Genomic DNA, 26525 nt, shown 5'->3' with positions numbered 1-26525 from the left:
CGATGACGGTGGCCCCGCGCTATGCCGTGCCGCTTGCAGTCGTGACTCTCACGGCCCTGAGCTGGCTCGTTCCGTCATGGCGCTGGGCGCTGGTGCTGATGGTGCCGGTCCTGCTGCTGACTCTCTGGGACTTCCTGCAGGACCGCCACGCACTCCGGCGAAACTATCCGCTGATTGCGCGCGTGCGCTGGCTGTTCGAGGACTTACGGCCCTATCTGCGCGCCTATGTCGTCGAGGGAGACCGCGAAGGCCGCCCCTTCACCATCGAGGAGCGCAGCCTTGTCTATGCGCGTGCCAAGGGTGACATATCCTCGCACCCGATGGGCACTGAGCTCGATGTCTATTCCGACGAATACGAATGGCTCGGCCATTCGATCGCACCGAACGAAAAAGCGCCTGAATCATGGCGCGTGAAGATCGGGGGCGACCAGTGCGCGAAGCCTTACGAGAGCGCGCTGCTCAATATTTCGGCCATGAGCTTCGGCTCGCTTTCGGCCAATGCCATCGAAGCGCTCAACAAGGGTGCCGCGCTGGGCGGCTTCGCGCATGACACCGGCGAAGGATCGATCAGCCGCTACCACCGCACTTATGGCGGCGATCTGATCTGGGAACTGGGCAGCGGCTACTTCGGATGCCGTCACAAGGATGGCAGCTTCGATCCGGATCTCTTCGCAGAGCAGGCGCAGAGCGATCAGGTCAAGATGGTCGAGATCAAGCTGAGCCAGGGCGCCAAGCCCGGCCACGGCGGCGTACTGCCCGGCCCCAAGGTCACGCCCGAGATTGCCGAGGCCCGCAAGGTCGAAGTCGGCGAGGACTGCCTGTCGCCCGCGGCCCATTCCGCATTTTCAACGCCCATCGAACTGCTCCAGTGGCTCGAACAGCTGCGCAAACTTTCGGGTGGCAAACCTGCAGGCATGAAGCTCTGTGTCGGCCAGCCGCATGAAGTCATGGCGCTGGTCAAGGCCATGCTGGAAACCGGAATCACACCGGACTTCATCGTCGTGGACGGTGCCGAGGGCGGGACCGGCGCCGCGCCGCAGGAACTTACCGACAATGTCGGCATGCCGCTGCGGGAAGGGCTGACGCTGATGCGCAATGCCCTTGTGGGTGCCAACCTGAAGGACAGGATCCGCCTCGGTGCTTCGGGCAAGGTCCATTCCGGTGCCGGCATGGCCCGTGCCTTCGCGCTTGGGGCGGACTGGTGCAATGCCGCCCGCGCCTTCATGTTCTCGCTCGGCTGCGTGCAATCGATGAAATGCCACACCGGCGAATGTCCAACCGGCGTTGCCACCCAGGTCGCCTGGCGCCAGCGCGGACTCGTGGTCGAGGATAAGGCGGAACGCGTTGCCCGGTTCCAGAAGGAAACATTGAAATCCCTCCGCGAGATTGTCGTCGCCATGGGCTATGACAGTCCCTGGGGCCTCAACCAGCACGACATGTACCAGCGGATAGACAGCGCCAAGGCCGGACCACTGGACGAAGTGTACCGTTTCCTGAAACCCGGCGAACTGCTCGCCGACCCCGAATTCACCCCCTACGCCCGCGCCTGGAACGTCGCCCGGGCGGACACGTTCAGACGCGTGTTCTGAACGCAAATTCCAAGGACTTGCCAACATGACCACCGGATACAGGATGATCGCCCGAAGCCATGGCGGCCCCGAAGTGATCGAGCGGGAGGATTTCGAAGTCCCCTGCCCCGGTCCCGGCGAATTGCTGATCGAGACCGAAGCGGTCGGACTCAACTTCATCGACACTTACTACCGCAAGGGACTCTATGCCGACCCGTTGCCGATCAAGCTCGGATCGGAAAGCGTCGGAAGGATCATCGCGCTTGGCACCGACGTGGCCGGCTTTTCGCCGGGTGAGCGTGTCGGCACGACTTATGCCGGCGGGGCCTATGCCACGCACCGCATTGTGAAGGCGGCGCAGGCCATGCCCATCCCCGACACGATCGCTCCGGAGATTGCGGCAGCCGTCATGCTCAAGGGACTCACCGCCTGCTATCTCGCGGAAGAGACATATGCCGCCGGAAAGGGCGATGTCGCACTGGTGCATTCGGCGGCCGGGGGAGTCGGTTCGCTACTGGTGCCATGGCTGCTGGATAAAGGCGCAACCGTGATCGCCCACTCGGGCAGCGCCGAAAAGGCGGCGCAGGTTCCAGGCGAGCACTCCCTCCATTGCGATTTCAGCGAATTGCCCGAAGCCATCCGCGAGATCACCAGGGGCGAGATGTGCCATGTGGTCTATGACGGCGTCGGCGCGGCATCCTGGTCCGCATCGCTCGCTTCGCTCCGCAAGCGCGGATTCATGGTGACTTACGGAAATGCCTCGGGACCGGTTCCCGCGATTACGCCGCTGGACCTGATGAAAGCGGGATCGATCTACCTCACCCGCCCGACCCTTGCCGACTACATCGCCACGCCGGAGCAGCTCGCCGTCAGCGCAGGGAAGCTGTTCGACCGGATCGCCGCCGGGATTCTCAGGCCCCATATCGGCCAGACCTACCGGTTGGAGGATGCCGCCGAGGCCCACCGCGCGCTGGAGAGCCGGGCTACCACAGGGTCCACGGTGCTGGTGCCTTGAACGAATTGGAGAGCCTGTGAGGGGCAATCGTCTCCGGAACATCGATCAAAAAGAAAAGGGCCCGGAAATCCGGGCCCTTTTCATTCGTCAGATCAGCGTGATGATCCCGAGCTGCGGGTCTACCCACCCCTCATAGATCATCTTTGCCGCCACATAGAGGATCACCGCAAGGCCGATCCAGGCTATCCAGCGATAGCGTTCGATGTAGCGCGCAATGAAGTTCGCGGCGACGCCCATGAGGGCCACTGCGAAGACCAGGCCCACGATCAGGATGCCGGGATGATCGCGCGCCGCGCCGGCTACGCCGAGCACGTTGTCGATCGACATCGAGATGTCCGCCACCGCAACCGAAATTGCCGCTCCGGCAAAGCTCTTGGCAGGCTTGAGGCCGGAACTCTCGTCACCCTCGATTTCCGGTGAGCCGGGGGAATGTTCACCGCCGTGAAGCTCGCGGTACATCTTCCACGCGACCCAGAGCAGCAGCAATCCGCCAGCGAAGATCAGCCCGACAAGGCCGAGCAGCCAGGTCACGACAAGCGCGAAACCGATGCGCAGCACCAACGCTGCGATCACGCCGATGGCGATGACCTTCTTGCGCTGGTCGGCAGGAAGCCCCGCTGCCAGGGCGCCGACGACGATGGCATTGTCGCCCGCCAATACCACGTCGATCATCAGCACCTGAAGGAACGCCGACATGGCTGCCGGCGTCCCAAGGTTCGAGAAATCGTTGACGATATGCTGCCAGATCTCCGCCGGACCTCCCATCGAGGAGGTAGCGACAAGTGTCTGCAGGATGCTCAAGCCGGGACTCCCCGCTTACTGGTTCATCGTCGAGAAGAAGTCCTCGTTGGTCTTCGAGTCCTTCATCTTGTCGAGCAGGAACTCCATCGCATCGACGGTGCCCATCTGCATGAGAATACGGCGAAGGACCCACATCTTGGTGAGCTGGTCCTTGGGAACCAGCAGCTCTTCCTTGCGGGTGCCCGACTTGCCGACATCGAGCGCCGGGAAGATGCGCTTGTCCGCCACCTTGCGATCAAGGACGATTTCCGAGTTACCGGTGCCCTTGAACTCTTCGAAGATGACTTCGTCCATGCGGCTGCCGGTGTCGATCAGGGCCGTAGCGATGATCGAGAGCGAACCGCCCTCCTCGATGTTGCGCGCGGCGCCGAAGAAGCGCTTGGGGCGCTGCAGGGCGTTGGCGTCGACACCACCGGTCAGCACCTTGCCCGAGCTGGGCACCACGGTGTTGTAGGCGCGGCCGAGACGGGTGATCGAGTCCAGCAGGATCACGACGTCGCGCTTGTGCTCGACGAGGCGCTTGGCCTTCTCGATCACCATTTCGGCGACCTGGACGTGGCGCTGGGCGGGTTCGTCGAAGGTGGAGGAGATGACCTCGCCCTTCACCGAGCGCTGCATGTCGGTGACTTCTTCCGGGCGCTCGTCGACGAGCAGCACGAGAAGGAAGACTTCCGGATGGTTGTCAGTGATGGCCTTGGCCATGTTCTGCAACAGCACGGTTTTGCCGGTGCGCGGCGGGGCCACGATCAGGGCGCGCTGGCCCTTGCCCTGCGGCGAAATGAGATCGATCACGCGGGCCGACTTGTCCTTGACCGTGGGGTCGAGGCTGTCGAGCTTCAGGCGCTGATCGGGGTAGAGCGGTGTCAGGTTGTCGAAGTTGACGCGGTGGCGCACCACGTCGGGATCGTCGAAGTTGACGCTGATGAGCTTGGTGATGGCGAAGTAACGCTCGCCGTCGCGGGGAGCACGGATCTCGCCTTCGACGGTATCGCCGGTGCGCAGGCCCCATTTACGGACCTGGTTGGGCGAGACGTAGATATCGTCAGGACCGGCAAGATAATTCGCCTCGGGGCTGCGCAGGAAGCCGAAGCCATCGGTGAGAACCTCTATGGTGCCCTGCCCGATGATTTCCTCACCGTCTTCAGCCACTTCCTTGAGGATGGCGAACATGAGGTCCTGGCGGCGCAGCGTCGACGCGCCTTCCACGCCGAGTTCCTCGGCCATTTCGACCAGATCGGCCGACGTTTTCTTCTTGAGTTCTTTAAGGTGCATCTTGTCTGGATTCCGGATGGAAAATGGGTGTCGGCCGGCGGGATCGTTGGGCTTGGGGAAAGCGGATCCGGGCAAGCGAAAGGGCTCGCCGCCCTGTGCCGGAACAAGGCTCAGATAAGCTCTGGGCAGCTTTGGGTCAACGAGTCATCTGCGGGACGGCGTGTGGCCGGGCTGAATCGAGATTCCCGCAGTGCCCGAGCGGCAAGTGATGCTTTTGGACGATGAATCGCCCGATCGTCAGAACGGCTTCACGACCACCAGAATAACGATCACTACTGCTGCAAGTCCGGGAATTTCATTGAGCAGGCGCAGTTTCCGGCCCGTTAGCGGCCGTTCGCCCTTTGCCAGCTTCTTGCCGTAACCGACCAACCACCCATGGTAGCCCGACAGGCCCAGTACGAAGAGCAGCTTGGTATGAAGCCAGCCTTCGCTCCATGCCCCCATCGCAGAGGCGGTAGCGATGCCGAGCACCCATACCAGGACCAGCGACGGGGTGAGGATGATCTTGCGAAGCTTGGATTCGCGATCGATCCAGCGCGCTTCTTCGGCCGAGCCGGGCTCTGATTCCTGATGGTAGACGAAATAGCGCGGCAGCATGAACAGGCCGGCCATCCAGAAGATCACGAAAATGACGTGTCCGGCCTTGAGCCAGAGATAAAGCATGGAAAGCACTTCCTGCATGGGCAGCACGAGTCTCGATGAATCCGGAAGGCGACCTCCTGCACGCTCGCCCGGATTCGGGCAAGCCGATTCCGGGGCGAGTCAGGCGGTTGGTCGTTTTGGCGCGGATTCTACCGCGACCAGGCGCGCACGATGCCTAGCAGTCGCTCGACATTTTCGATCGGCGTGAACTGGCCGATGCCGTGTCCGAGATTGAAGACATGCGGCCGGTCGGCGAAAGCATCGAGCACGCGGTGAGTCTGAATCTCGAGATCGTTCCCACCCGAAAGCAGGAGAAGCGGATCGAGATTCCCTTGCACCGGAAGCCCGGCGGGAAGCTCTCTCGCCGCCCAGACCGGGTCTATCGTTTCATCGATTCCAACCGCGTCGACTCCGGTTTCACGGGCGTATGCCGGTAATTTTTCGCCGGCCCCCTTTGGGAATCCGATGACCGGAGTCTCGGGATGGCGTGCTTTCATCTCGGATACGATCTTCGCATTGGGGGCAATGACCCAACGTTCGAATTGGGCGGGAGAGAGTGATCCGGCCCATGAATCGAAGAGCTGGACGGCTTCCGCTCCGGCTTCGATCTGGCCACTGAGATATTCGACAGTCACCCCCACGATAGCCTGGATGATCGCCTCGAACGCCGCAGGGTCGCGATAGGCCATTGCCCGCGTCTCATGCTGATCCCGGCTGCCTTCGCCTGCGCACATGTAGGTTGCGACAGTCCACGGACTTCCGGCGAAGCCGAGCATGGTCTTGTCGGATTCGAGTCCGGCGCGGACTTTGCGGACGGTTTCGTAGATGGGAGTCAGGCGCTCGGGAACGGCGGTGAGATTCACCAGCGCGTGATCGACCAGGCGTGGAGTCAGCTTTGGGCCTTCACCGGCAAGGAACTGCAGATCCTGTCCCATCGCGTAAGGGACGATGAGGATGTCCGAGAAGAGGATCGCGCCGTCGAATCCGAAGCGGCGGATGGGCTGGAGCGTAATTTCGGCCGCAGCGTCGGTATCATAGACGAGCGCGAGGAATCCGCCCTTTTCGGCGCGAAGGGCGCGGTATTCGGGAAGGTATCTTCCGGCCTGGCGCATCAGCCAGATCGGGCGCTTGCTCGTGTTCGTTCCGCGCAGGTTTTCGAGAAGGAGGCCAGGCATCGAGATTCAGGTCCGATCAAAAAAATAAAGATTCTTAGAAGGATGATGGAGTCTGTTGGTCCTGTGGATATCGGGGACGATTGAATCTTGCCCGAATTATTCCACGGTGAACAGGTTCAAATCTGCGAAGCGACTCTCGATGGAGTCTGAGTCAAAGACTCTTTATCCCTGTTACCCACAGGGTGTGATTTGGATTTGAATCATGTTCGCAAGTCTGCCCGTTGAATCGGTTCAATGGGGAGGAAACCCGGGATCCGAGTTGTCACCAGACCAGTCCCGTGGTTTATGCCCGGACGTATCCACAGGCCCCGGCGCCCTGCCGGCCGCCTTCCGTGAAAGACCCTGGAAAAGCCTCGCATGGCGCGATTTCACCTTCATTTGCTCTCGGATTCCACCGGCGAAACGCTCGAGATGATCGCGAAGGCGGCCCTCGCCCAGTTCGACGATTCAGACGTCCTGCGACATTTCTGGCCGATGGTCCGTTCACAGCAGCACCTAGACAGGATCATGGGCGAGATCGCCGCCAATCCCGGACTCGTCTTCTTCACCCTGGTGAACGAGGAAACGCGGGGAAGGCTGGAAGAACGCTGTCAGATTCTCGGCCTGCCGGCGATTGCCGTGCTGGATGGCGTGACGGATGCGCTGGAAGCCCTGCTCGGCCAGGAAGCCAAGGGGCGGCCCGGCCGCCAGCATCGGCTGGACGATGCCTATTTCGCGCGTGTCGATGCGATTCAGTTCACCATCGCCCATGACGACGGGATCGCCTGGGAGGAATGGGAAGAAGCGGATATCCTGCTGGCGGGCGTATCGCGCACCAGCAAGACGCCCACTTCGATCTATCTTGCCAATCGCGGATACAAGGTCGCCAATATCCCGATCGTGGTCGAAAGTCCGCCGCCTGCGGCCCTGTTCGGGCTCAAGCGGCCCATGGTGGTCGGGCTTACCACCGCGCCTGATCGGCTGATTCAAATCCGTCGCAACCGCCTGCTCTCGCTCAGCCAGTCTCCCGATACCGACTACGTGAAGACCGATAGGGTCGAGGATGAGCTGAAATATGCGCGGCGCATGTTCGCCGACAATTCCTGGCCGGTGATCGACGTGACCCGCCGTTCCATCGAGGAAACGGCGGCGGCGATCATCAATCTCTATAACGAGCGCAGGGCTTCGGGCCTGCAAGGCCCGCTTGGCCCCAAGCCCATCTGAATCCGCCGAATCCGAATCTCAGGAAATTGTCGATGATCGTCCTCGCGTCCCAGAGCGCCTCGCGGCGCGCCATGCTTGAAGCCGCCGCCATTCCTTTCCGCGCGCAACCCGCTCACGTCGATGAGCGGGCGCTCGAAGCGGAGCTGTCCGGCGCGGCGCCGGCCGAGATCGCCCTCGCCCTTGCCAAGGCCAAGGCGCTCGCGGTTTCGGCGGGCGCGCCCGGCCAGCTTGTGCTCGGCAGTGATTCCCTCGTCGAATGTGGCGGCCGCCGGTTCGACAAGCCGGAAAGCCGCGAATCTGCGGCGGAGCACCTGCGCTACTTTTCGGGCAAGATCATGAATCTCCACAGTGCGGCCGCACTCGCGCGTGACGGCGAAGTGATCTGGGCGGAGGATGCGGTTGCTTCGCTGCATGTGGTCGAGATGTCGGAGCCCTTCATCGCCGAATATCTCGATGCCGAATGGCCCGAAGTTGCCGGCTGTGTCGGCGTATTCCGCATCGAGGCGCGCGGCGTGCAGCTTTTCGAAGCGGTTGAGGGGGACTATTTCACCATTCTCGGCATGCCGCTGCTCAAGGTGCAGGCGGCGCTGCGCCGCCTGGGAGAAATCGCGAAATGAGCCTGCCTTATGCCGAAGTGATCGGCGACCCCATTGTCCAGTCGAAGTCGCCGATGATTCACGGATTCTGGCTCGAAAAGCTGGGAATCGAAGGACGCTACGATCGTCATCGCGTGCCCGCCGACGGGCTTGCCGCCTATCTGGCCGAGCGTCGTCTCGATACCGACTGGCGCGGCTGCAATGTCACCATGCCGCACAAGCTGGCGATTCTGCCGCTGCTGGACCGGCTCGATCCCCTCGCCGCGAAGATCGGCGCGGTGAACACCGTCGTGCGGGAGCAGGACGGGACTCTGACCGGCTATAACACCGATGCTCCGGGCTTCCTCGAGCCCCTGCGGGAGCGTCTCGAAGAAACGCACCTGTTCCGCATGGCGCGGATTCTCGGCACGGGCGGTGCCTCGCGCGCGATCGTTGCGGCGCTGGCGGAAAAGGGATTCGTCATCGTGCTCGCCGGCCGCGATCCGGCCAAGGCGCAGACGATGCTCGACGAACTCACCACGCAGAGCGATCATCACGCCATCGATCTCTCCCACTTCGCCGAACCCACCGATTTTGCCTTCGATGATCGCGAACGGTGTTTCGACGTGATCGTCAACGCCAGCCCGCTGGGCATGACCGGACAGCCGCCGCTCGCCTTCGACCTGTCGCATGCTCCGCCGCGCAGCGTTGCCTACGATATCGTCACCAGCCCCCTCGATACGCCGTTCCTGAAAGCCGCGCGCGAAGCGGGCTTCGATACCGTGGACGGTCTGGCGATGTTGATCGGCCAGGCCGATATCGCCTTCACCCATTTCTTCGGTGAGACACCGCCGCGCGAGCATGATTCCGAATTGCGCGGGCGCCTGCTGACATGACTCGGATGGTCCTTGGGCTCACCGGGTCGATCGGCATGGGAAAGTCGACCGTGGCAGCGATGTTTCGTGAACTGGGAGTGCCGGTCTTCGATGCCGATGCCGCCGTTCATGAGCTTCAGGGACCGGACGGCGCGCTCCTGCCCGCGATCGAGGCGGCGTTTCCCGGAACGACCGGCCCCGGCGGGGTGGAGCGGCAGAAGCTGGGCGCTGCCGTTTTCGGAAACAAGGATGCTCTTTCCCGGCTGGAAGGCGTCGTCCACCCTGCCGTTGCGGCGATGCGCGAGCAGTTCATGAGCGATCACGGCGCGAGTCCGCTGATCGTCTTCGACATTCCGCTGCTCTACGAAAAAGGCGGCCATCGAGGCCTTGGCGCGGTGGCGGTCGTGTCGGCCCCGGCGGAGACTCAACGCGAGCGCGTGCTGGCACGGCCGGGCATGACGGAAGACAGGTTCGAGCAGATTCTCGGCCTTCAGGTTCCCGATGCCGAGAAGCGGGCGCGCGCCGACTTTATCATCGATACCGGCACGTCGCTGGCGGAAACCCGCGATCAGGTGGAGCGCATCGTACATGCGTTGACCGAGTCAGAATAATCGCCTTCAGGGCCTTGCGAAGTGGGTCCGGCAGGCAGATATGGAGAGGGATGAGAGAGATCATCTTCGATACCGAAACCACAGGTTTCGACCCCAAGAGCGGGGACCGGATGGTGGAGATCGGCTGCATCGAGATGGTCAACCGGGTGCCTACCGGTCAAAGCTATCACGCCTATTTCAATCCAGAACGCGGCATGCCTGCAGAGGCGGAAGCCGTTCATGGCCTGTCGGACGCTTTCCTGTCCGACAAGCCGCTTTTCGCCCAGTGCGCAGAGGAATTCCTCGCTTTCATCGAGGACAGCCCGATGATCGCGCACAATGCCGCGTTCGACTTCAACTTCATCAACGCCGAACTGGCGCTCTGCGGGCATCCCGAGGTGAGCCGCGCGCGCATGGTGGATACCGTGGCCCTGGCCAAAGTCCGCCATCCGGGCGCCAAGCTGTCGCTCGATGCGCTTTGCACGCGCTACGGAATTGATCGAAGTCATCGTACCAAGCACGGCGCCTTGCTAGACGCCGAGCTGCTCGCGCAGGTCTATGTCGAGCTTCGCGGCGGTCGCCAGATCGGTCTCGAACTCGTCGCGGAAACCGCCGATATCGTGTCGGAAGCAAGGATTCTTGTTCGCAAGGACCGACCCTTCCGTCAACCGCGGCCCCACGCGGCGACCGAGGAGGAACTCAGCATCCACGCCGAATTCCTGAAGTCGGTCGATGCCCCGCTCTGGGGCGCCTGAATTCACAGCAGAGGAGTAATCGCCCATGGACATCCGCGTTTCCGGCCATCAGGTCGACACCGGTGAAGCCCTGCAGATCCACACCGAGGAGCGATTGACCGCCATCATCGACAAGTATTTCAATCGCGCCTTGTCGTCGCAGGTCACTTTCGGTCGAGCACCTGCCGGATCGTTCCGCTGCGATATCATCATGCATGTGATGCAGAATCTCGTACTCAAGGGCACCGGCCTTGCGCAGGATGCCCACCTCTCCTTCGATCAGGCGGCGGAGAAGATCGACAAGCAGCTTCGTCGCTACAAGCGTCGTCTCAAGGATCGGCACGAGCAGATCGCGCACGCCGTGGCGATCGAGGAAGCGGCCTACACCATCTTCGAAGAGCCTACCGTTGAAGTCGAAGATGATTTCGACGCGGACGCACCCGTGGTGATCGCCGAAACCCGCGTGGACGTTCCCGAAGCTACCGTTTCGGATGCGGTGATGATGCTGGACTTGCGCAATACGACCGCGCTTCTGTTCAAAAACGCTGGCACCGGACGCCATAATATGGTTTACCGCCGCGGCGACGGTTCGATTGGCTGGGTCGAACCGCACTGACGCCGACCGCCACACCGATCCGGCGTCTATACTTCTTATTGAAGAAGAAGGAAGTAACCCCCGGTTTTCCGGGGGTTATGGACGTTTAAGTATTGGCAACCGATTTTGGGCCAGAATCAGAAACGCAGATGAGCAGTCTTTTTACCCTGTTGCCTGACGCAGTCGTCACTTCCAGCGCAGACAGCAAGCAAGTCATTCTCGGCGCGCTCGCCGATCTTTTCGCCGAGGTCTATCACCTCGATCGCGAAACCGTTCTTGCGCGAATCATCGAGCGTGAGGAACTGGGCAGCACCGGCTTCGGTCGTCGTGTCGCCATTCCCCATGCCCGTATTTCGGGCCTCGGCCGTCCCGTTGCCGTGGTGATGCGGCTCGGCGCGCCGGTGGAATTCGATTCCGCCGATGGTGTGCCGGTCGATCTCGTCTTCGGCCTGCTCTCGCCCGAGAATGCCGGTGCCACGCACCTTCATGCCCTCGCCGCGATCTCGCGCATGATGCGTGACGAACGCATGCACGAGGCGCTTATCGACGCACCGGGACCGGAAGCGCTCTACAGCCTGCTCAGCAACGTCATCGACCGCGATGCCGCCTGAGGAATTGGATGCCGGCGCCTCGGACGTGTCCGGCGCCGGTCTTCACTGGCGGGCGCTGGAAGGTCTCTACGCCTCGGCGCCGATCAACAGCATGTTCCGGTCACGTCTGGACGTTCCCGGAGAGGGCCTTGCCCGCATCACGTTTCACGTGGAACCGGACTGCTTCCATGCAGCCGGGGCCGCGCATGGAACGATCTACTTCAAGATGCTGGACGATGCGGCCTTCTACGCCGCCAACACCCTGGTCACGGATCGCTTCCTGCTGACAACGTCCTTCAACCTGCTGCTCAGCAAGCCCATCAAGGGCGGTACCATCGTGGCGGAGGGACGCTGGGTCAGCGGCCGTCGCCGGGTACTGGTGGCGGAATCGCGATTGATCGATGAAGAAGGCGACGAGGTTGGCCGGGGAACCGGTACCTTCATGCGCTCGCGGATCGCGCTTTCGGGGTTGCCCGGCTATTCGGGAACGGCCTGAGCGATGGACGCCCGCCTTCCCGCCCATCTCGAAGTATCGGGCCTCATTCGCAGCGTGGAGGCTGCGGGCGGCTTTGGCATGGTCCTGAGCAAGGGTGAGCGCGACGCCGGGACGATCATGCTCGTCCTGCTCGAGAATGGACGGGACGCGCGGGCTTATGAACGCATGCCGCAACTGGACGGAACCCGCGCCTGGCACTGCACGCGCCGGGAGGATCCCGCCGAAAGACTCGCATTTTCGGAGTATGTCGCACACCGCGGAGAACAGGACCCCGATCTTTGGGTCGTTGAACTGGACGTCGCGAAGCCCGAACGCTTCATCGGGCATGGTGAATAAACTGTGTTGACTTGCAGGCCATGCAAGCTAATTGCCCTTTCGCACACGCGGAAGCGGCTCGGGCAGCATTTCGGCCAGCCCGGCTAGCACGCAGACGGGGAATCGTCGGCAGGTTCGTCTGGAAGTGAACGCCTCTTGAGGCATTCGGTTCCCGCCTGCGTCGGACTGGTTCACCGCCTTTGACTAGATTTGATGCGAAGCAAAGTTCAGTGGGCTAGCGCGGTTGCGCTGGCCGCTACGGTTTTGACAACCCTATTCGGCGCGCAGGGTTCGGGCGCCGCGGCTTTGGCACCGGTTCTGGTCCAGGCTCAATCGAACCTCGACCCGATCTTCGTATCGCAGCCGGTCGTCCAGCCCCTCCCCTCCGCGGAAGGCGCCGATGCCGAAACGGCAAGCGTTGCCGACGAAGACGACACCCAGGATTCGCCCGTCGACGCCGAAACGCTTGCGCAGCTCGTTGCGCAGCAGTCGGTGCCCGGTACGCTGAGCCGCGAGATGCGCTGCCTTGCAAGCGCGATCTATTTCGAAGCGCGCGGTGAAACGCTCGAAGGCCAGCTTGCAGTTGGCCGCGTGATCATCGATCGCTCTGAGTCCGGCCGTTTTCCCGCCAGCTACTGCGGCGTGGTCTATCAGCCTTCGCAGTTCTCCTTCGTGCAGGGCAAGAAGATGCCCAAGGTTCGCGAGAAGTCCTCGGGCTGGCGTGAAGCGGTGGCAGTGGCCAAGATCGCTGTCGAGAAGAGCTGGAAGAGCCCGGTCAGCGGCGCGCTGTTCTTCCACGCGGCCCGTGTCGAGCCGAACTGGCGCCTCACCAAGCTGGCGCGCGTGGACAATCACATCTTCTATCGTTGATCGTCCGGCACGAGGCTCCAGGGCCCCGCAGGCCCTATCGCTGAAATGACGAGGGGAGCGAAACCGGTGCAACAGGCACCGCTTTCGCTCCCCTCGTCGTATCTGGCGGGCTGGCGGGAAGCTCAGTCCCTGAGCTGTACCCATACCGGCGTGTGGTCGCTGGCCTTCTCCCGGCCGCGATAGGCCTTGTCGACACCGCAGGAGACGAGGCGGTCCGCCAGTTCGGGCGAAAGCAGCGCATGGTCGATGCGGAAGCCATGGTCGCGCTGCCAGGCCCCGGCCTGATAGTCCCAGAAGGTCCAGACCCCGCCGCGCGGGTAATGGGTGGCAATGGCATCGGTCCAGCCATCGCCGAGCAGGCGGAAATAGGCATCGCGCGATTCCGGCTGCATCAGGGCATCGGCTGCCATGGCCGGCGGAGACCAGACATCCTGGTCCGTGGGAATTACGTTAAAGTCGCCGGTTACGATTGCCGGGACTTCCTCGGCCCGGATCGCGTCCATGCGGCGGCGCAGGCGCTCCATCCAGCGCAGCTTGTAGTCGAACTTGGGACCGGGCACCGGATTGCCGTTGGGAAGGTAGATGCACACCACCCTGAGGCCGAACACGTCCGCTTCCAGGTAGCGCGAATGCTCGTCCTCGGGCTCTCCCGCCAGGCCGCGCTGCACTTCGACCGGCATTTCGCCATCGGCAAGAATGGCGACGCCGTTGAAACCCTTCTGGCCGTGCCAGATGCCCTTGTAGCCGATCTTCTCGAACTCGGCGATCGGGAAGCCTTCGTCCTGGCTCTTGATCTCCTGAAGGCAGGCGACCGCGGGCCGGGTTTCCTCCAGCCATTCGAGCAGACGGGGCAGGCGCGCCTTGACGCCGTTGATGTTGAACGTGGCGATCTTCTTCATACGGAGAAGCTTGATCCGCATCCGCAGCCTGCGGCGGCATTGGGGTTTTCGACCCGGAATGCCGCGCCGCCAAGCGATTCGACGTAGTCCACCACGCAGCCGCTGACGAGATCCAGACTAACCGAATCCACCAGCAGGCGCACGCCATCGGTCTCGGCCACGGTGTCGTCGGCTTCGGGGGCTTCGGCGAGGCCGAACTTGTATTGGAACCCCGAGCAGCCGCCGCCTTCTACCGAGAGGCGAAGAATCGCCGGCTTGCCTTGCTTTTCGGCAATCGTGGCGACGCGCGAGGCCGCCGAAGGGCTGAGTGTGACGGTTTGCTGATCCATGGCCCGGATGTAGGCCTCCCCGCCCTGCCCGGCAAGGTTCGCGGTACGCCGCGTGAAGGAATCCGGCCTGGCCCGTCAGGGGCTATGCCATCTGGATATAGTCGCGCATGGCCGCGGCTTCGGATTCCACCTTGTCTATCCTGTACTTCACGATGTCGCCGATCGAAACGAAGCCGACCATGCGATCGCCTTCCATCACCGGCAGATGGCGGATGCGGCGCCGGGTCATGAGGGCGAGAGCGGCGAGAGCCGAGCCGGAAGGTTCCACGGTCAAGGGCGGCGTGGTCATGACATCGCCGACCGTCATTTCCAGCATGCGCGGTCCGAATTCCCGCAGGCGGTAGATCACGTCGCGTTCGGAAAAGATGCCGACGAGCTTCTCGCCGTCGAGAATCGGTAGCGCACCTATCCGGCGATCGGCGAGTATTCCCGCCGCCTCACTGACGGTGCATGTCACTTGGCAGGTTAGAACGGTTTCACGGCCTTCGATGATATGCCCGATCGTCATCGTCGCAATCTCCCTTCGTGAATCTGGCCCCTGTTAAGGCGTGAAGCCTCGTTCGGACGAGGTCTTCGCAGGCAGAATAACACAGGCCTTGGCGCTCTGCCACTTCGGCCATGCCCGGGCGGATTCCCGAAAGGGTGCAGACAGGCTCTTGCCCGGTGCGGCCGGAAGCCTCACATGGAGCCGATGATACCCCGCTCGCCTCTCGATGACCCGGAAAAGGCCGCTCATGCCTGGGCGCGCTATCTTCGCATCATGCGCTACATGATGACCGTCACGCTGGCCCTCGTGATCGCCTCGGTCGTCCTGCTCTATCGTTCGAACGGGATGGTTTCGGTCCACTTCTACATCGCCGCCGCGCTCGGCATCGGATTCACGATGCTGCTCGCCTCCGCCTTGATGGGACTGGTTTTCCTGTCGAGCGGGACCGGCCACGACGAGTCTGTCGTTGATCCGCTGGAAGACGATCACACGCCCTGACGGAAAGGGTCAGTCTGCAGGTAGTCAGTCCTGCGGGGGGTGCAGACGGTAGTCTTCCACCGGCCGGCCGCCGATCAGATGCTCCTGTATGATCCGCTCCAGCACCTCTTCCGTGCAGGAGTGATACCAGACTCCGTCGGGCCAGACGACCGACACCGGCCCGGCGAAGCAGATGCGCAGGCAGTCCGCCTTGGTGCGTGCCACCCCTCCCCGCCCGTCGAGACCGAGTTGCTTGAGCCGCTTCTTGAGGTATTTCCAGGCCGCCGCGCCTTTTTCCGGCGAACAGCATTCGCCTTTCTGGGGTTCGGCGCAGATGAAGATGTGGCGCTGGATATCGTTACCGCCCGCCTTGGCGAGGGCTTCGGATGCCTTGGCGATGTCCTCGGCGGAAGTACTCACGCCCGGAACATCCACGGTCCGGCATTTTCCAGATATCCGTCCGTAAGCGGAGCCGGACCTTCCAGGCCGACCATCACGATCACCGTGCGGGCGAAGACGACGGGGCTATCCCCCTGCATCACCACTTGCACGACCTGCTGGCTGGTGCGGCCAAGCTTTTCGATCGCACCGTGGACGGTCACGGCATCGGGATAGTGAGTCTCGCCCAGATAATCGATCGAGATGCTGGCCACCATCGTAGAGAGGCCCGCGAGGTGCTTGTGACCGCCCGCCTCCCGGAAGAACCGCACGCGCGCATCCTCCAGCATGCCGGCCATGGCCACATTGTTGATGTGCATGTTGAGATCGAGGTCGCCGAAGCGCGGTTCGATCCGACAGGAGAATGGGTAACGCGCGGGATCGAGCAGCGCGGGATCGGGTTTTGCCATGGAGCGGAAGGTAGGAAGCCGCGGGCCGATGGTCCAGCCCGAACGCTCAGCCCTTCTTGCCGACGATCCGCGCGATTTCGGCGGCGACGAGGCGTTCGACCATCGGCGGCAGGTTCTTGTCCAACCATTCGGCCAATGCCGGGCGCAGCAGTTCGCGCGTGAGCGATTCCAGCGAAGTCTCTCCCGAACGGACGATCTGCGGGGGTACGCCCGGTTCGGACAGCATGGCAAGCGCGGCCAGCGATTCCCGCATGGAGTTGCGGGCCTGGTCCGGCAGCAGGCCGGGTTCATCCTCGATGCCGGGGGCATCTGCCGCGAGCTGCGCGGTTTCGCCCAGTTCCAGCACATCGTCATCCTCGTCATCGATCATGACGGCAGTGACGCCTTCGTTCGAACGGCGCTGCCGTTCGACTTTGGCGGCCGTGCGATTGTCGCGCGCGATCACCTGCTTGATCGACTGGAGAATCTCCTCGACCGAAGGTTCACCGCTCTGACGCATGACTCTAGCCCCTGTTGATCGCGCGCCCATCGGACGCGGCGAAATCCCGCCTCGATTCGAGGCGGGACATCACTATTCCTGAATGTTCCCATCCTGCACCGGCGTGTCAACGGTGCGGGTGGACTTTGCGACGGGTGCCGGATCGTTGCTCCAATCCAGGAACTTGCCCTTCACCCGGTCATAGTTGAGCTGCGGATCGTAGAGAATCCCGCCATCGAGATTGAGATCGCGGGCCTCGGCCTTGCCCATGGCGGCCAGCAGCGTGAAGCCGGCGACATAGGCATTGCGCCGCGCGGTCACGAGCGTGACCTGTGCGTTCAGGAGCTCCTGCTCGGCATTGAGAATGTCGAGAATCGTACGGTTGCCCACCGAGTTCTCGGCCCGAACGCCCTCGAGGCTGAGCGCGGCCGCATCCACTGCCACTTGCGAGGATCGGATCAGGTCGTTCGACGCGTTCCACGAGGTATAGGCCGAACGGACTTGCGCGATGACGTCACGCTCGGTGGCGATCTCCTGTTCCAGCGTCGCCGAGGCGGTTGCCTGGGCCTGGCGGCGCTGGGCGGCGGGAAGGCCGCCCTGGAAGATCGGGATCGACAGCTGCGCCCCGGCCTGCGCGGATGAATCGCTCTGCGAAATGTTCGCGTTCACAGCGCCGCGCGCCAGCGTGTTGAAGTAATTGTTGTAGGTGCCCTGGCCAAACAGTCGCAAGGTGGGCAGGCGGCTGGCCCCGGCGACGTCAATATCCTTGTCCGCCGCCTTGGTGCGCTCGCGCGCGCCGATCAGGTCGGGGTTGGAATCGAGTGCGATCGCGGCGGCATCGTCGGCCGTGGTGGGCAGGTTGGGCAGCGGCGGCGGGGCTTCCAGCGTTTCGGGTGCCCTGCCGACGAAGCGGATATAAGTCTCCCGCGCGGCGGCGAGGTTCGCTTCGGCGGTGAGCAAGTCGCTCTGGGCGACGGCCAGGCGTGATTGCGACTGGGCAACGTCGGTGCGGGTGAGATCGCCGATCTGGAAACGATCGCTGGTGGCCTGGAGGTTGGTTTCCAGCACGCTGACGTTCTTGCGGTTGAGACCGACGATCGCCTCGGTGCGGATCACGTCCATGTAGGCGGCGACCACTTGCGAGAAGATCGAGGCTTCCGTCGCGCGCAAGTCCGCCTGTCCGGCCTCGACGCGGATCTTCGCGGCCTTGATGCGGTTCTTCACCGCGCCGCCCGAATAGATCGGCACGCCAAGCTGCCCATCCGCGGTGAATATCTTCGACGGCGCAGTCAGCGAATTTTCGCTCTGCTTCACGTTCCTGACGAACGTTTCCGTCGTGCTGACGCTGGGCAGGCCTGCTGCCCGTGCGATCGGCACGCCCTCGTCGGTCGCGCGCTGCTGGGCGCGCGCCGATTCAAGCGTGGGGTTTGTCTGGTATGCGGCAATGAGCGCGTCGCGCAGGGTGTCGGCCAGCGCAGGCGCGCCCGGCATCGCCAGTATCAGACATCCCCCCACGAGCAGCCCGGCGCGCCTTGCGAACCGGGCCACGTTCAGAAGCTCCAGGGTTTGGGAGCGGCAAACTCCGGCAGGGCCGGGATACCCATTTCGATCAGCGGCAGGAGCGAGACGGCTCCCGCGGTCTTGAGACCGGTGGCGAGGCGAGCGACGCCGCGCACGATGATCCCGGTGACCACGCGGCCGCCTTCGGCAAGCTGGGCCACAACGGCCGCAGGCAGTTCCTCGACGGCACCGTCGATCACCACGAGCGAATAGCCGCCCTCACCCGCCAGACCGGCGACCTCGGCGGGATCGACGACTTCGAGCGAGCCGACCAGCGGGCGCAGCAAAGCGGCGAGATAGCCGTTCACTTCGCCCACCAGCAGGACTTTGTCCTCCTTGGTCGGAGCGGCTTCGGCCAGCATCTTGCCGTGCACGAGCGGCGCGGCCAGGAAGCGGCCGTTCCCGAGCGGGATCGCACGGTCGATATAGGCGGCATCGCGCATGGTGGCGGGAACGAAGTCCTCGCGGGCGATACCGGCCATTGCGTTCAGCACCCAATGTTCGTTGACGCCGCTGGTACGCAGCTGGCTGACGATCATCGCGTGACGTGCTTCGGTGGCGGACCGATCCTCGGTCAGGGTCATTGCGGCCTATTCCTCATGCTGTCGCGGGAAAGGACGGCAGACGCCTGTACCCCCGCAAATACGGACTTTATGCCCGGCCTTCTAGGCGAAGCGGCGATTGAGGCCAAGCGGTTTGAAATACCTTGGTCGATCAATCGTGACGCTTTGACGATACCGTTCCCCGAGACGCAACCACTGGCGCGTGGAACACAAGAATCGACGCGTGAAATGCGCTTTTGCGCAAAATCCAATCCGGGTCTAAGGAGCCGGCAAAATCACGCGATCCGAAAAACGGGAGCATTTTTCCATGACGCAGATGGTGACGATCCGCGAAGACGACCTGATCGACAGTGTCGCCGACGCCCTCCAGTATATCAGCTACTTCCACCCGATGGACTATATCCGCGCGCTGGGCGATGCCTACGAGGCGGAGCAGGGCCCGGCGGCCAAGGACGCCATCGCGCAGATTCTGACCAACAGCCGCATGTGCGCGGAAGGGCATCGCCCGATCTGCCAGGACACCGGAATCGTCAACGTCTTCATCGAATGGGGCCAGAACTGCCGCCTCGAATCCGAGAAGTCGCTGCAGGAAGTGGTCGATGAAGGCGTCCGCCGCGCCTACAACAATGCCGAGAACAAGCTGCGCGCCTCGGTGCTGGCGGACCCCGCCTTCACCCGCCGCAACACCAAGGACAATACGCCTTCGGTGCTCTCGGTCAGCATGGTCCCCGGATCGAAGGTCTCGGTGGACGTCGCGGCCAAGGGCGGTGGCAGCGAGAACAAGTCGAAGTTCAAGATGATGAATCCCAGCGATTCCATTGTCGACTGGGTGATCGAGATGCTGCCCCAGATGGGCGCCGGCTGGTGCCCGCCGGGCATGCTGGGCATCGGCATCGGCGGCACCGCCGAACACTGCGTCAAGCTTGCCAAGCAGAGCCTGATGGAGCCGATCGACATGGCCCAACTCAAGCAGCGCGGCCCCCGGAACGATATCGAGGCGCTGCGCATCGAGATCTTCGACAAGGTGAACGCCCTTGGCATCGGCGCGCAGGGCCTTGGCGGCCTGGCCACCATCCTTGACGTCAAGATCATGGACTGGCCGTGCCATGCCGCCGGCAAGCCTGTCGCCATGATCCCGAACTGCGCCGCCACCCGCCACGCGCACTTCACGCTGGACGGTTCGGGCCCGACCTTCCTCGAAACGCCCAACCTCGATGAATGGCCGCAGGTGGAATGGGCCCCCGATGCCGGCGCCAAGCGCGTCGACCTCGACACCCTCACCCCCGAGATCGTCCAGAGCTGGAAGCAGGGCGACCGCCTGCTGCTCAACGGCAAGATGCTCACCGGCCGCGATGCCGCGCACAAGCGCATCGCCGACATGCTCGCCAAGGGTGAAGAGCTGCCGGTCGATTTCAAGGGCCGCGTGATCTACTACGTCGGCCCCGTCGATCCGGTGCGCGAGGAAGTCGTCGGCCCCGCCGGCCCGACCACCGCCACCCGCATGGACAAGTTCTCGGACACCATGCTCGACCTTGGTCTGCTGGCCAGCATCGGCAAGTCGGAACGCGGCCCTGCCGCTACCGAGTCCATCGCCAAGCACAAGTCGGCCTATCTGATGGCCGTTGGCGGCGCCGCCTACCTCGTCGCCCGCGCGATCAAGGAAGCCAAGGTCGTCGGCTTTGCGGACCTTGGCATGGAGGCGATCTACGAATTCACCGTCAAGGACATGCCGGTGACCGTGGCGGTCGATTCCGAAGGCAAGAACGTCCACCAGCTCGCCCCGCTGGTGTGGAAGGAAAAGATCGCCAGGGAGCATCTGCTTCCGGCGTAAGTTCAGGTCGATCCGGCGGAGCGCTTCGCCGGATCGACCCTTCCGGTCGGGCCGGTTCGACGAACGTCGGTTCCGCTTCGATCAGGGAGCTGGCGCGGACGGGATATTTCGCGCTATCCCTCCGGGATGACGACTGTCGCCAATCAGCCGCGCGTGCCAGCGCGGCTCGTCCTGCTATCGCTTGCCGCCCTCTGGGCCTGTTTCTTCCTCGTCGCCACCCTGCGGGGGGCGGTGGTCGGATACGAACTGGTCTGGCCGATCATCTCCCGGCGCCTGACGATCTGTATCCTCTCCATGCTGCTCATGGCGGCGGTCTGGCCGCTGCTGCAATTGCTGGACCGCAAGTCGGCGGGGATGCGACTGGTCGTGGTGCTGGTGGGGGCTTTGCCGCTGTCGCTGGCGCTGACGCTCATCAACGATGCGATCTTCTCCGACATCGTGACGACCCAGGCTTACGGCAACGAGGAAGAAGCCGCGGCCGTGGCTGCGGGCAAGGTGCGGATCAGCCGCGACGAAGCCGGGAACATCCTTGTCGACCTGCCCAAGTCGGTCATGCCGGACGGCAGCGCGAGCGAGGCAGCGCCTTCGGACGATCCAAGCGGAAACGCCTCGGCGACCACGGACACGCAGACGTCCGATTCCGCGATCACCATTCACACCAACAAGGTGTTCGGGGAAAGCTATGCGCACTGGGCGGCTTTCGCGGATATCACGTTCGGTCGCTATTTCCTGGTCCTCGCCTGGGCGGCGCTCTATTTCGCGCTCGTGAAGGCGGAGGAGGCCCGCGCCGCCGAATGGCGCGAGGGCGAATATCGCCGCGCCGCCGCCGCCGCGGAGCTGCGGTCGCTGCGCTACCAGGTGAACCCGCACTTCCTGTTCAACACGCTCAACTCGCTTTCCGCGCTGGTCATGATCGGCCGGCAGGACGATGCCGAGAAGATGATCCAGAACCTTTCGACGTTCTACCGCCGAACCTTGTCCGACGATCCGACCAACGACCTCGCGCTGATCGACGAGATCGAGATGCAGAAGCTCTATTTCGAAATAGAAGCCGTGCGCTTCCCGAATCGCCTGGTCACGACGATTGATGTTGACGATGCCGTTCTCGGTGCGATGGTGCCGGGCATGATCCTCCAGCCGATTGTAGAGAACTCGGTGAAGTACGCCGTCGCTGCTACCCAGCGGCCGGTGACGATCGCCATTCATGCAAGGCGGGATGGCGACATGCTGGCAATCGCCGTCAGTGATGACGGTCCGGGCTGCCCGGACAACAGCGGCGGTTTCGGGATCGGCCTCGGCAATGTGCGGGACCGCCTGCGCGCCCGTTATGGCGAGGCTGCCACCATCGAATCCGGCAAGCGCCCAGAGGGCGGCTTCGCCACGACGCTACGCTTGCCCCTGGAGCGCGGTTTTGCCTGAAAACAGTCCTGAAGTTTCAAGCGCCGCGCCGCTGCGCGCGCTGATCGTCGACGATGAACCGCTCGCGGTTGAGCGCATGCAGGTCATCTGCTCCCGGATAGAGGGGGTGTCGGTGATCGGCACGGCGAGCGACGGTCAGGCGGCGCTACGCCTGATCGAGGCACTGACGCCCGATCTCGTCCTGCTGGACCTGACCATGCCAGAGACTGACGGCCTTACCGTCGCGCGTCGGCTTTCCGGCAAGCAAGATGCGCCGGCGGTGATCTTCGTCACCGCGCATGACGAATTCGCGGTGGAGGCGTTCGATCTCGACGCGATCGACTATGTGCTGAAGCCGGTCGCGCCCGATCGGCTGGAGCGCGCCGTCGGGCGCGTCATGTCCAGGCGCGGAACGCAGCGGACCGAGCCGGCCAGCCAGTGGCTCGATGAATTCTGGGTGCCGCATCGCTCGGAACTCGTGCGTGTTCCGGCCGCCGACGTCGAGCGGATCGACGCCGAGCGCGACTACGTGCGCCTTCATGTGCGCGGACAGAGCTACCTGCTGCTCCAGACCATCACCAGCCTTGAGGAGCGGCTCGATCCGGAACACTTCATCCGCATCCATCGCAGCTGCATCCTGCGCCGCGATCATGTGACCGGGCTGCGCCACGAGGGTCTCGGCGTCTGGTCGGTCGAAACGGCGGGCGGCGATGCCCTGCGGATCGGCCGAACCTATTTACCGACCGTCAAAAAGATGGCGGGCCGCTAGGGCCCGCCAGGTAGCATCCAGATTATTTTTTAGGGACTTCGTGACGCCCTTCGCGCGGTCTTACTGACTGATCGCGAAGTGCTGGGCGGAATTCGATCTGGTGACGGCGCTGGCGACCTGTTCACGCACATTGGCGCGGGCCTGGACGTAGCACTCGGTCGCTTCGGCGCTGCGGATGCGCGTCCCGGTGGCGGTGCGGTTGTAGTCGCAGACTTCGCGAGCGGCGATCTCGATGCGGTGGTCCAGCTTGCGCTGACCTTCCGGGCTGGAGAGATTCAGGTCGCTGTAGTAGACCTTGGTGGTCTTGGCAGCAGCGGGAGTTGCGGTGGCGGCAGCTGCACCCAGAGCCAGGCCAATTGCAGCGGCGGCGATCATGTTGGTCTTGAACATCGTCTCTTCCTCCAAAGGTGAGCCGTATGTTGCGGTTGATCGCTTCCGGCTCTGTGAGTTCCTTGTGCCGCCGAATCGGCACGGCATCGCGCGAGGGTCGACTGCTGGCTGTCCAACTTCGACGAAGGGGCGGATCGGGGGATGAACGACGTCCGTGGCCGACGAACGACTTGCCGCTGATTGCCATTCGGCAAACGACAACTGCGAATCACGCAGCCGATTAGATGACTATTCTGGAGCACTGGTCGCAGCAGTGCTTTCGATGTACGATTTGTATGTACTTATGGGACTGGCCGTCGTCTTCCTTCTTGGAATTTTCAACTTCGCCGCTCACAAGGCGGTGCTCGAAAGCGGGCACCCGATGCTTTCTCAGATCCCGTGGTTTTTCCGGCCGCTCGGCGGGCGATTGAGCCTGCTGGTGGAATTCGCGATGCTGCTCGGCGCGATGGTCATGGTGGCGGCGGGATCGTCGGGCTGGGCGTGGATCTACCTGCTCTATAGCGGGCTCAATGGTCTTTCTGCCTGGCTAGTCGCCAACCGCCGACTTTAGGCGGGAACCCGTTTCGGCGGCGCCGGTTTCTGGCGACATGGCAAACAGAGATATTCCCGAACCCCGCAAGACCTGGCTGGTGTGCAATGCGGCCAGCGGCAGCAATGACGACGCCTCGGTCGCCGAACTGAAAGAGGCATTGGAGCAGGCCGGTTTTCACGTGGAACGCACGATCCGGTTTCCCGACGAGGATGCCCCGGCCCCTGAAGCGCTAGATGAAGCGGGAGTGACCCTGCTGGTCACTTTCGGCGGGGACGGAACCACCCATTCGGTGGTGGCGCGGGCCGAGGGCTGGAACGGACCGGTGCTCGTGCTGCCGGGAGGAACCATGAATCTCCTGGCGAAGCGCATGCATGGCGATGTTCCGGTGGCGGATATCGTCGGCCGCCTCGAAGGCGCGGATTTGCGTACCCGGCGGCCGACCGTGATCCGCAGCCGTCACGGCATCGGGCTGACGGGGGTGCTGGCCGGGCCCGGCACCGTGTGGAACGAAGTGCGCGAAGCCATGCGCGCGGTGAACATCCTCGAATTCGTGGCGACGACGCGAGAGGCGATCTCGCAATCGGCCAATGGCCCGAGAGTGTTCTGTGCCCAGGCCGATTGTGGGCGCGAGGACGGCTACGCCGCGATCACCGTCAATCCACGCGACGACGGTCTCGAAGCGAACGGATTCTATGCCGAATCGCTGGCCGACTATGCCGGACAGGGAATCGCTCTCCTCAACCGCAATTTCCGCGACGGTCCGCACGATCCGCTCGGAAAGCACGAACGGCTGAAGCTGGTCTGCCCCGAGGGCGAGCCGATGGGGCTGCTGATCGACGGCGAACCTTTCGATGGCGGCACGGAGGAGGAGTTTTACCTCGCGACTTGCGAAGTCGATCTGGTAACGACGCTCGATGCTTCCTGACGATTCACCCCGCGATCCGATCCGCCTCTTCCACCTGAGCGACATTCACTTCGGCCTGGAGGACCAGCGGGCCATAAATTGGGCTAAAGCTTGCATCGCGCGCGAAAATCCGCATGCCGTCGCGATTACCGGCGACCTGACGATGCGCGCGCGCCATCCCGAATTCGAGGCGGCCACGAACTGGATCAAGGGACTGAACGTGCCGGTCACGGTGGAAGTCGGCAATCACGATCTGCCCTATTTCAATCTCTTCGAACGGTTCTTCACGCCTTACAAGCGGTTCCACGCGATTGAGCGGATGGTCGAGGCGCAGCTCGATCTGCCGAATCTGGCGATCGTTCCGCTCAAGACGACGACGCGGGCGCAATGGCAGCGCTTCCCCTGGTCGAACGGCTGCGTCACCGAAAAGGCGCTGGCCGAAACGGTGGCCGCGATCGACGCTCTTCCCGCCGGAACCCGCGTATTGGTGGCGGCGCATCATCCGCTGCCGGAACGGCGCGCCGATGGGAAGCTGCTGACGATCAACGGAACGCATGCGATGGAAGTGCTTGCGGGGCGCAAGGTCATGGCGATCCTGTCCGGCCACATCCATGACGCCTTCGACCTGACCGCAGAGACTCCGGCAGGCCCACTGCGCATGATCGGGGCGGGAACGCTGTCGAAGCGCATCCGCTCGACCCCGCCCAGCTTCAACGAAATCACCGTCGACGGGAACGAGATTCGCGTGGTTGCCCGCAACCTTGAGCAAGTGCCCACCCCGGCGATGCAGATCGACGAAGTGCCTGAGAACGCCCTGCCCCCGCGCACTCCGGGTGAGCCGGTGGCGCCGGTCGGTGCCGTTCCGCCCGTCGATCCGCCGGTCCACTGATTCAGGTCGAGACAGCCGGAAACGAGAAATGGCCGCACCGTCGAAACGGTGCGGCCATTTTTTCGTTCAGCCGTCGCGAAAGGGTTCGCGGCGGTCTGGTTCCTGTAGGGAATTCCTACTTGTAGTCGTGATCGACGTTGCCGATGCCGTTGATCCGGGTCTTGAGATTAACCGGCTTGCGAACGAGGCTGACGTTGCCGATGCCGTTGATCTCGACGTCGACATTGCCGGTTGCGCCGATCGTCACGTTTCCGGCGCCGTTCACGCGGATGGTGGCGTCCCTGGCTTCGACCTTGCCGAAATCGAGGTTGCCGGCGCCGTCCGTGGTGACGGCGAGCTTGCCGACCTTGCCCGAAGCTTCGAGGCTGAGTGCGCCATTGCCGTTCAGGATCAGGCTGTCCTGATCGAGGCCGGTAAGCGTGACGTCACCCGGCGCGTCGAAATCGAGGCCTTCGATCTCGGGTGCCGTGATCTCCACGCGGAGGCTCTTGCGGCCATGCCAGCTGCCCTTGACGCCCAGGCGGCCATTTTCCCATGTCAGGCGGTCGACCAGCTTCTGGGGGCCGCTGACGACCATTCCGGCCTTGTCGCCGCGCGTGAAGACGAGCTGCACGGGAACGTCCATGGTCAGGCGTGCGCCGGGCTCGATCTGGAAGTTGCGGGTGATGCGGGGGCTTTCGTCGTCGTCATCATCGCTGAAGGACCAGTTCACGTCGCCCTTGTTGATGTCTTCGCGGAGCTTTTCGCCGCCGACGAGCCATGCCGCGCTGAATGCGACGATCGTAAGGATCAGGCCGCTAGCGAATACGATGAGCAGTTTCCTGAACATCACTGGGTTCCTTTCGTTCGAACTTT

Annotated in this window: 33 protein-coding genes; 19 read left to right on the top strand and 14 right to left on the bottom strand. The window is 63.3% G+C overall.

The window, feature by feature from the left end; all coding sequences use genetic code 11:
- Positions 1–2 precede the first annotated feature (2 nt).
- Both ACLIMP_RS03170 and ACLIMP_RS03165 read left to right on the top strand, forming a co-directional pair.
- Positions 3–1589, top strand: a complete 1587-nt coding sequence (locus ACLIMP_RS03170; RefSeq protein WP_443478034.1) for an FMN-binding glutamate synthase family protein — start codon at positions 3–5, stop codon at positions 1587–1589.
- Between the two features lie 25 nt (positions 1590–1614).
- Positions 1615–2583, top strand: coding sequence for a quinone oxidoreductase family protein (locus ACLIMP_RS03165; protein WP_443478033.1), 969 nt, complete (start codon positions 1615–1617; stop codon positions 2581–2583).
- Between the two features lie 87 nt (positions 2584–2670).
- On the opposite strand, the gene ACLIMP_RS03160 is transcribed toward ACLIMP_RS03165, so the two are convergent.
- The 4 genes from ACLIMP_RS03160 to hemE all read right to left on the bottom strand — a co-directional run bounded on the left by ACLIMP_RS03160 (position 2671) and on the right by hemE (position 6473).
- Positions 2671–3348 (bottom strand): TerC family protein, encoded by a 678-nt coding sequence (locus tag ACLIMP_RS03160; protein WP_132468695.1) that lies wholly within the window; start codon positions 3346–3348, stop codon positions 2671–2673.
- A gap of 51 nt (positions 3349–3399) precedes the next feature.
- The gene (rho, locus tag ACLIMP_RS03155) at positions 3400–4656 is read right to left on the bottom strand and encodes a transcription termination factor Rho (protein ID WP_054442058.1); all 1257 of its coding nucleotides are present in this window, start codon (positions 4654–4656) and stop codon (positions 3400–3402) included.
- 237 nt (positions 4657–4893) lie between these two features.
- Positions 4894–5337 carry a CopD family protein gene (locus ACLIMP_RS03150; RefSeq protein WP_324697479.1) on the bottom strand — a complete coding sequence of 148 codons (444 nt, stop codon included), beginning with the start codon at positions 5335–5337 and terminating at the stop codon, positions 4894–4896.
- A 110-nt stretch (positions 5338–5447) separates the two neighbouring features.
- A complete protein-coding gene (hemE, locus tag ACLIMP_RS03145; protein ID WP_324697477.1) occupies positions 5448–6473 on the bottom strand; it encodes a uroporphyrinogen decarboxylase in 1026 nt (341 codons plus the stop codon).
- A 357-nt stretch (positions 6474–6830) separates the two neighbouring features.
- Between hemE and ACLIMP_RS03140 the strand changes: the two genes are divergently transcribed.
- The 10 genes from ACLIMP_RS03140 (at position 6831) to ACLIMP_RS03095 (ending at position 13316) form a co-directional block, all read left to right on the top strand.
- A complete protein-coding gene (locus ACLIMP_RS03140) occupies positions 6831–7676 on the top strand; it encodes a pyruvate, water dikinase regulatory protein (RefSeq protein ID WP_054442061.1) in 846 nt (281 codons plus the stop codon).
- A 32-nt stretch (positions 7677–7708) separates the two neighbouring features.
- Complete coding sequence (locus tag ACLIMP_RS03135; RefSeq protein WP_324697473.1) at positions 7709–8293, top strand: Maf family protein; 585 nt, start codon at positions 7709–7711, stop codon at positions 8291–8293.
- A complete protein-coding gene (locus tag ACLIMP_RS03130; protein ID WP_324697470.1) occupies positions 8290–9147 on the top strand; it encodes a shikimate dehydrogenase family protein in 858 nt (285 codons plus the stop codon). The genes ACLIMP_RS03135 and ACLIMP_RS03130 overlap by 4 nt, the downstream gene beginning before the upstream one ends.
- Complete coding sequence (coaE, locus tag ACLIMP_RS03125; protein ID WP_324697468.1) at positions 9144–9737, top strand: dephospho-CoA kinase; 594 nt, start codon at positions 9144–9146, stop codon at positions 9735–9737. Before ACLIMP_RS03130 ends, coaE begins: the two co-directional genes overlap by 4 nt.
- Before the next feature lie 50 nt (positions 9738–9787).
- A complete protein-coding gene (gene dnaQ / locus ACLIMP_RS03120) occupies positions 9788–10471 on the top strand; it encodes a DNA polymerase III subunit epsilon (protein WP_054442064.1) in 684 nt (227 codons plus the stop codon).
- A 25-nt stretch (positions 10472–10496) separates the two neighbouring features.
- Positions 10497–11066 (top strand): ribosome hibernation-promoting factor, HPF/YfiA family, encoded by a 570-nt coding sequence (gene hpf / locus ACLIMP_RS03115; protein WP_054442065.1) that lies wholly within the window; start codon positions 10497–10499, stop codon positions 11064–11066.
- A gap of 128 nt (positions 11067–11194) precedes the next feature.
- Positions 11195–11656, top strand: a complete 462-nt coding sequence (locus tag ACLIMP_RS03110) for a PTS sugar transporter subunit IIA (RefSeq protein ID WP_185998343.1) — start codon at positions 11195–11197, stop codon at positions 11654–11656.
- On the top strand, positions 11646–12131 hold the full coding sequence (locus ACLIMP_RS03105) for a PaaI family thioesterase (protein WP_054442067.1): 486 nt from the start codon (positions 11646–11648) through the stop codon (positions 12129–12131). Before ACLIMP_RS03110 ends, ACLIMP_RS03105 begins: the two co-directional genes overlap by 11 nt.
- Before the next feature lie 3 nt (positions 12132–12134).
- Positions 12135–12467: a DUF1491 family protein gene (locus ACLIMP_RS03100; protein ID WP_324697462.1), complete on the top strand. Its 333-nt coding sequence runs from the start codon at positions 12135–12137 to the stop codon at positions 12465–12467.
- A 243-nt stretch (positions 12468–12710) separates the two neighbouring features.
- Positions 12711–13316: a cell wall hydrolase gene (locus ACLIMP_RS03095; protein ID WP_420719856.1), complete on the top strand. Its 606-nt coding sequence runs from the start codon at positions 12711–12713 to the stop codon at positions 13314–13316.
- 122 nt (positions 13317–13438) lie between these two features.
- On the opposite strand, the gene xth is transcribed toward ACLIMP_RS03095, so the two are convergent.
- The 3 genes from xth to ACLIMP_RS03080 form a co-directional block, all read right to left on the bottom strand.
- On the bottom strand, positions 13439–14215 hold the full coding sequence (xth, locus tag ACLIMP_RS03090; protein WP_443478032.1) for an exodeoxyribonuclease III: 777 nt from the start codon (positions 14213–14215) through the stop codon (positions 13439–13441).
- Positions 14212–14544, bottom strand: coding sequence for an iron-sulfur cluster insertion protein ErpA (gene erpA / locus ACLIMP_RS03085; protein WP_185998346.1), 333 nt, complete (start codon positions 14542–14544; stop codon positions 14212–14214). The genes xth and erpA overlap by 4 nt, the downstream gene beginning before the upstream one ends.
- An 82-nt stretch (positions 14545–14626) precedes the next feature.
- A complete protein-coding gene (locus tag ACLIMP_RS03080; RefSeq protein WP_185998347.1) occupies positions 14627–15052 on the bottom strand; it encodes a CBS domain-containing protein in 426 nt (141 codons plus the stop codon).
- Positions 15053–15235: 183 nt separating this feature from the next.
- On the opposite strand from ACLIMP_RS03080, the gene ACLIMP_RS03075 reads away from it, so the two are divergent.
- Complete coding sequence (locus ACLIMP_RS03075; RefSeq protein WP_324697456.1) at positions 15236–15529, top strand: hypothetical protein; 294 nt, start codon at positions 15236–15238, stop codon at positions 15527–15529.
- Positions 15530–15553: 24 nt separating this feature from the next.
- Here ACLIMP_RS03075 and ACLIMP_RS03070 read toward each other — a convergent pair whose 3' ends face one another.
- From ACLIMP_RS03070 to ACLIMP_RS03050, 5 genes are all read right to left on the bottom strand, one after another.
- Positions 15554–15928 (bottom strand): (2Fe-2S) ferredoxin domain-containing protein, encoded by a 375-nt coding sequence (locus ACLIMP_RS03070; protein WP_324697454.1) that lies wholly within the window; start codon positions 15926–15928, stop codon positions 15554–15556.
- Positions 15925–16356, bottom strand: a complete 432-nt coding sequence (locus tag ACLIMP_RS03065) for an acyl-CoA thioesterase (protein ID WP_185998348.1) — start codon at positions 16354–16356, stop codon at positions 15925–15927. The genes ACLIMP_RS03070 and ACLIMP_RS03065 overlap by 4 nt, the downstream gene beginning before the upstream one ends.
- Positions 16357–16402: 46 nt before the next feature.
- Positions 16403–16855 carry a DUF2497 domain-containing protein gene (locus tag ACLIMP_RS03060; RefSeq protein ID WP_054442073.1) on the bottom strand — a complete coding sequence of 151 codons (453 nt, stop codon included), beginning with the start codon at positions 16853–16855 and terminating at the stop codon, positions 16403–16405.
- A gap of 72 nt (positions 16856–16927) precedes the next feature.
- A complete protein-coding gene (locus ACLIMP_RS03055; protein WP_292635274.1) occupies positions 16928–18382 on the bottom strand; it encodes a TolC family outer membrane protein in 1455 nt (484 codons plus the stop codon).
- Positions 18383–18384: 2 nt separating this feature from the next.
- Positions 18385–18978, bottom strand: coding sequence for a protein-L-isoaspartate O-methyltransferase family protein (locus tag ACLIMP_RS03050; RefSeq protein WP_324697450.1), 594 nt, complete (start codon positions 18976–18978; stop codon positions 18385–18387).
- Positions 18979–19264: 286 nt separating this feature from the next.
- Between ACLIMP_RS03050 and ACLIMP_RS03045 the strand changes: the two genes are divergently transcribed.
- The 3 genes from ACLIMP_RS03045 to ACLIMP_RS03035 all read left to right on the top strand — a co-directional run bounded on the left by ACLIMP_RS03045 (position 19265) and on the right by ACLIMP_RS03035 (position 22955).
- Complete coding sequence (locus tag ACLIMP_RS03045; RefSeq protein WP_185998350.1) at positions 19265–20788, top strand: fumarate hydratase; 1524 nt, start codon at positions 19265–19267, stop codon at positions 20786–20788.
- A 126-nt stretch (positions 20789–20914) separates the two neighbouring features.
- On the top strand, positions 20915–22207 hold the full coding sequence (locus ACLIMP_RS03040) for a sensor histidine kinase (RefSeq protein WP_324697447.1): 1293 nt from the start codon (positions 20915–20917) through the stop codon (positions 22205–22207).
- Positions 22200–22955 carry a LytR/AlgR family response regulator transcription factor gene (locus tag ACLIMP_RS03035; protein WP_054442077.1) on the top strand — a complete coding sequence of 252 codons (756 nt, stop codon included), beginning with the start codon at positions 22200–22202 and terminating at the stop codon, positions 22953–22955. The genes ACLIMP_RS03040 and ACLIMP_RS03035 overlap by 8 nt, the downstream gene beginning before the upstream one ends.
- A gap of 60 nt (positions 22956–23015) precedes the next feature.
- On the opposite strand, the gene ACLIMP_RS03030 is transcribed toward ACLIMP_RS03035, so the two are convergent.
- Complete coding sequence (locus ACLIMP_RS03030) at positions 23016–23345, bottom strand: UrcA family protein (protein ID WP_165913177.1); 330 nt, start codon at positions 23343–23345, stop codon at positions 23016–23018.
- 154 nt (positions 23346–23499) lie between these two features.
- Between ACLIMP_RS03030 and ACLIMP_RS03025 the strand changes: the two genes are divergently transcribed.
- Genes ACLIMP_RS03025 through ACLIMP_RS03015 form a run of 3 tightly spaced genes read left to right on the top strand, consistent with a single transcriptional unit; the run spans position 23500 to position 25670 of the window.
- Positions 23500–23895 (top strand): hypothetical protein, encoded by a 396-nt coding sequence (locus ACLIMP_RS03025; RefSeq protein WP_324697444.1) that lies wholly within the window; start codon positions 23500–23502, stop codon positions 23893–23895.
- Between the two features lie 37 nt (positions 23896–23932).
- Entirely contained in the window at positions 23933–24802 is an 870-nt protein-coding gene (locus ACLIMP_RS03020; protein WP_324697442.1) for a diacylglycerol/lipid kinase family protein, read from the top strand.
- Positions 24792–25670, top strand: coding sequence for a metallophosphoesterase family protein (locus ACLIMP_RS03015; protein ID WP_324697440.1), 879 nt, complete (start codon positions 24792–24794; stop codon positions 25668–25670). The genes ACLIMP_RS03020 and ACLIMP_RS03015 overlap by 11 nt, the downstream gene beginning before the upstream one ends.
- A 115-nt stretch (positions 25671–25785) precedes the next feature.
- On the opposite strand, the gene ACLIMP_RS03010 is transcribed toward ACLIMP_RS03015, so the two are convergent.
- Positions 25786–26499 (bottom strand): GIN domain-containing protein, encoded by a 714-nt coding sequence (locus tag ACLIMP_RS03010; RefSeq protein ID WP_185998354.1) that lies wholly within the window; start codon positions 26497–26499, stop codon positions 25786–25788.
- Positions 26500–26525: the final 26 nt, after the last annotated feature.

It is taken from the genome of Novosphingobium aeonii, from assembly GCF_052279045.1.
Taxonomy (GTDB): Bacteria; Pseudomonadota; Alphaproteobacteria; order Sphingomonadales; family Sphingomonadaceae; genus Novosphingobium.
The sequence above is the reverse complement of the archived record's forward strand: the minus strand, read 5'-3'. Positions and strand labels throughout refer to the sequence as shown.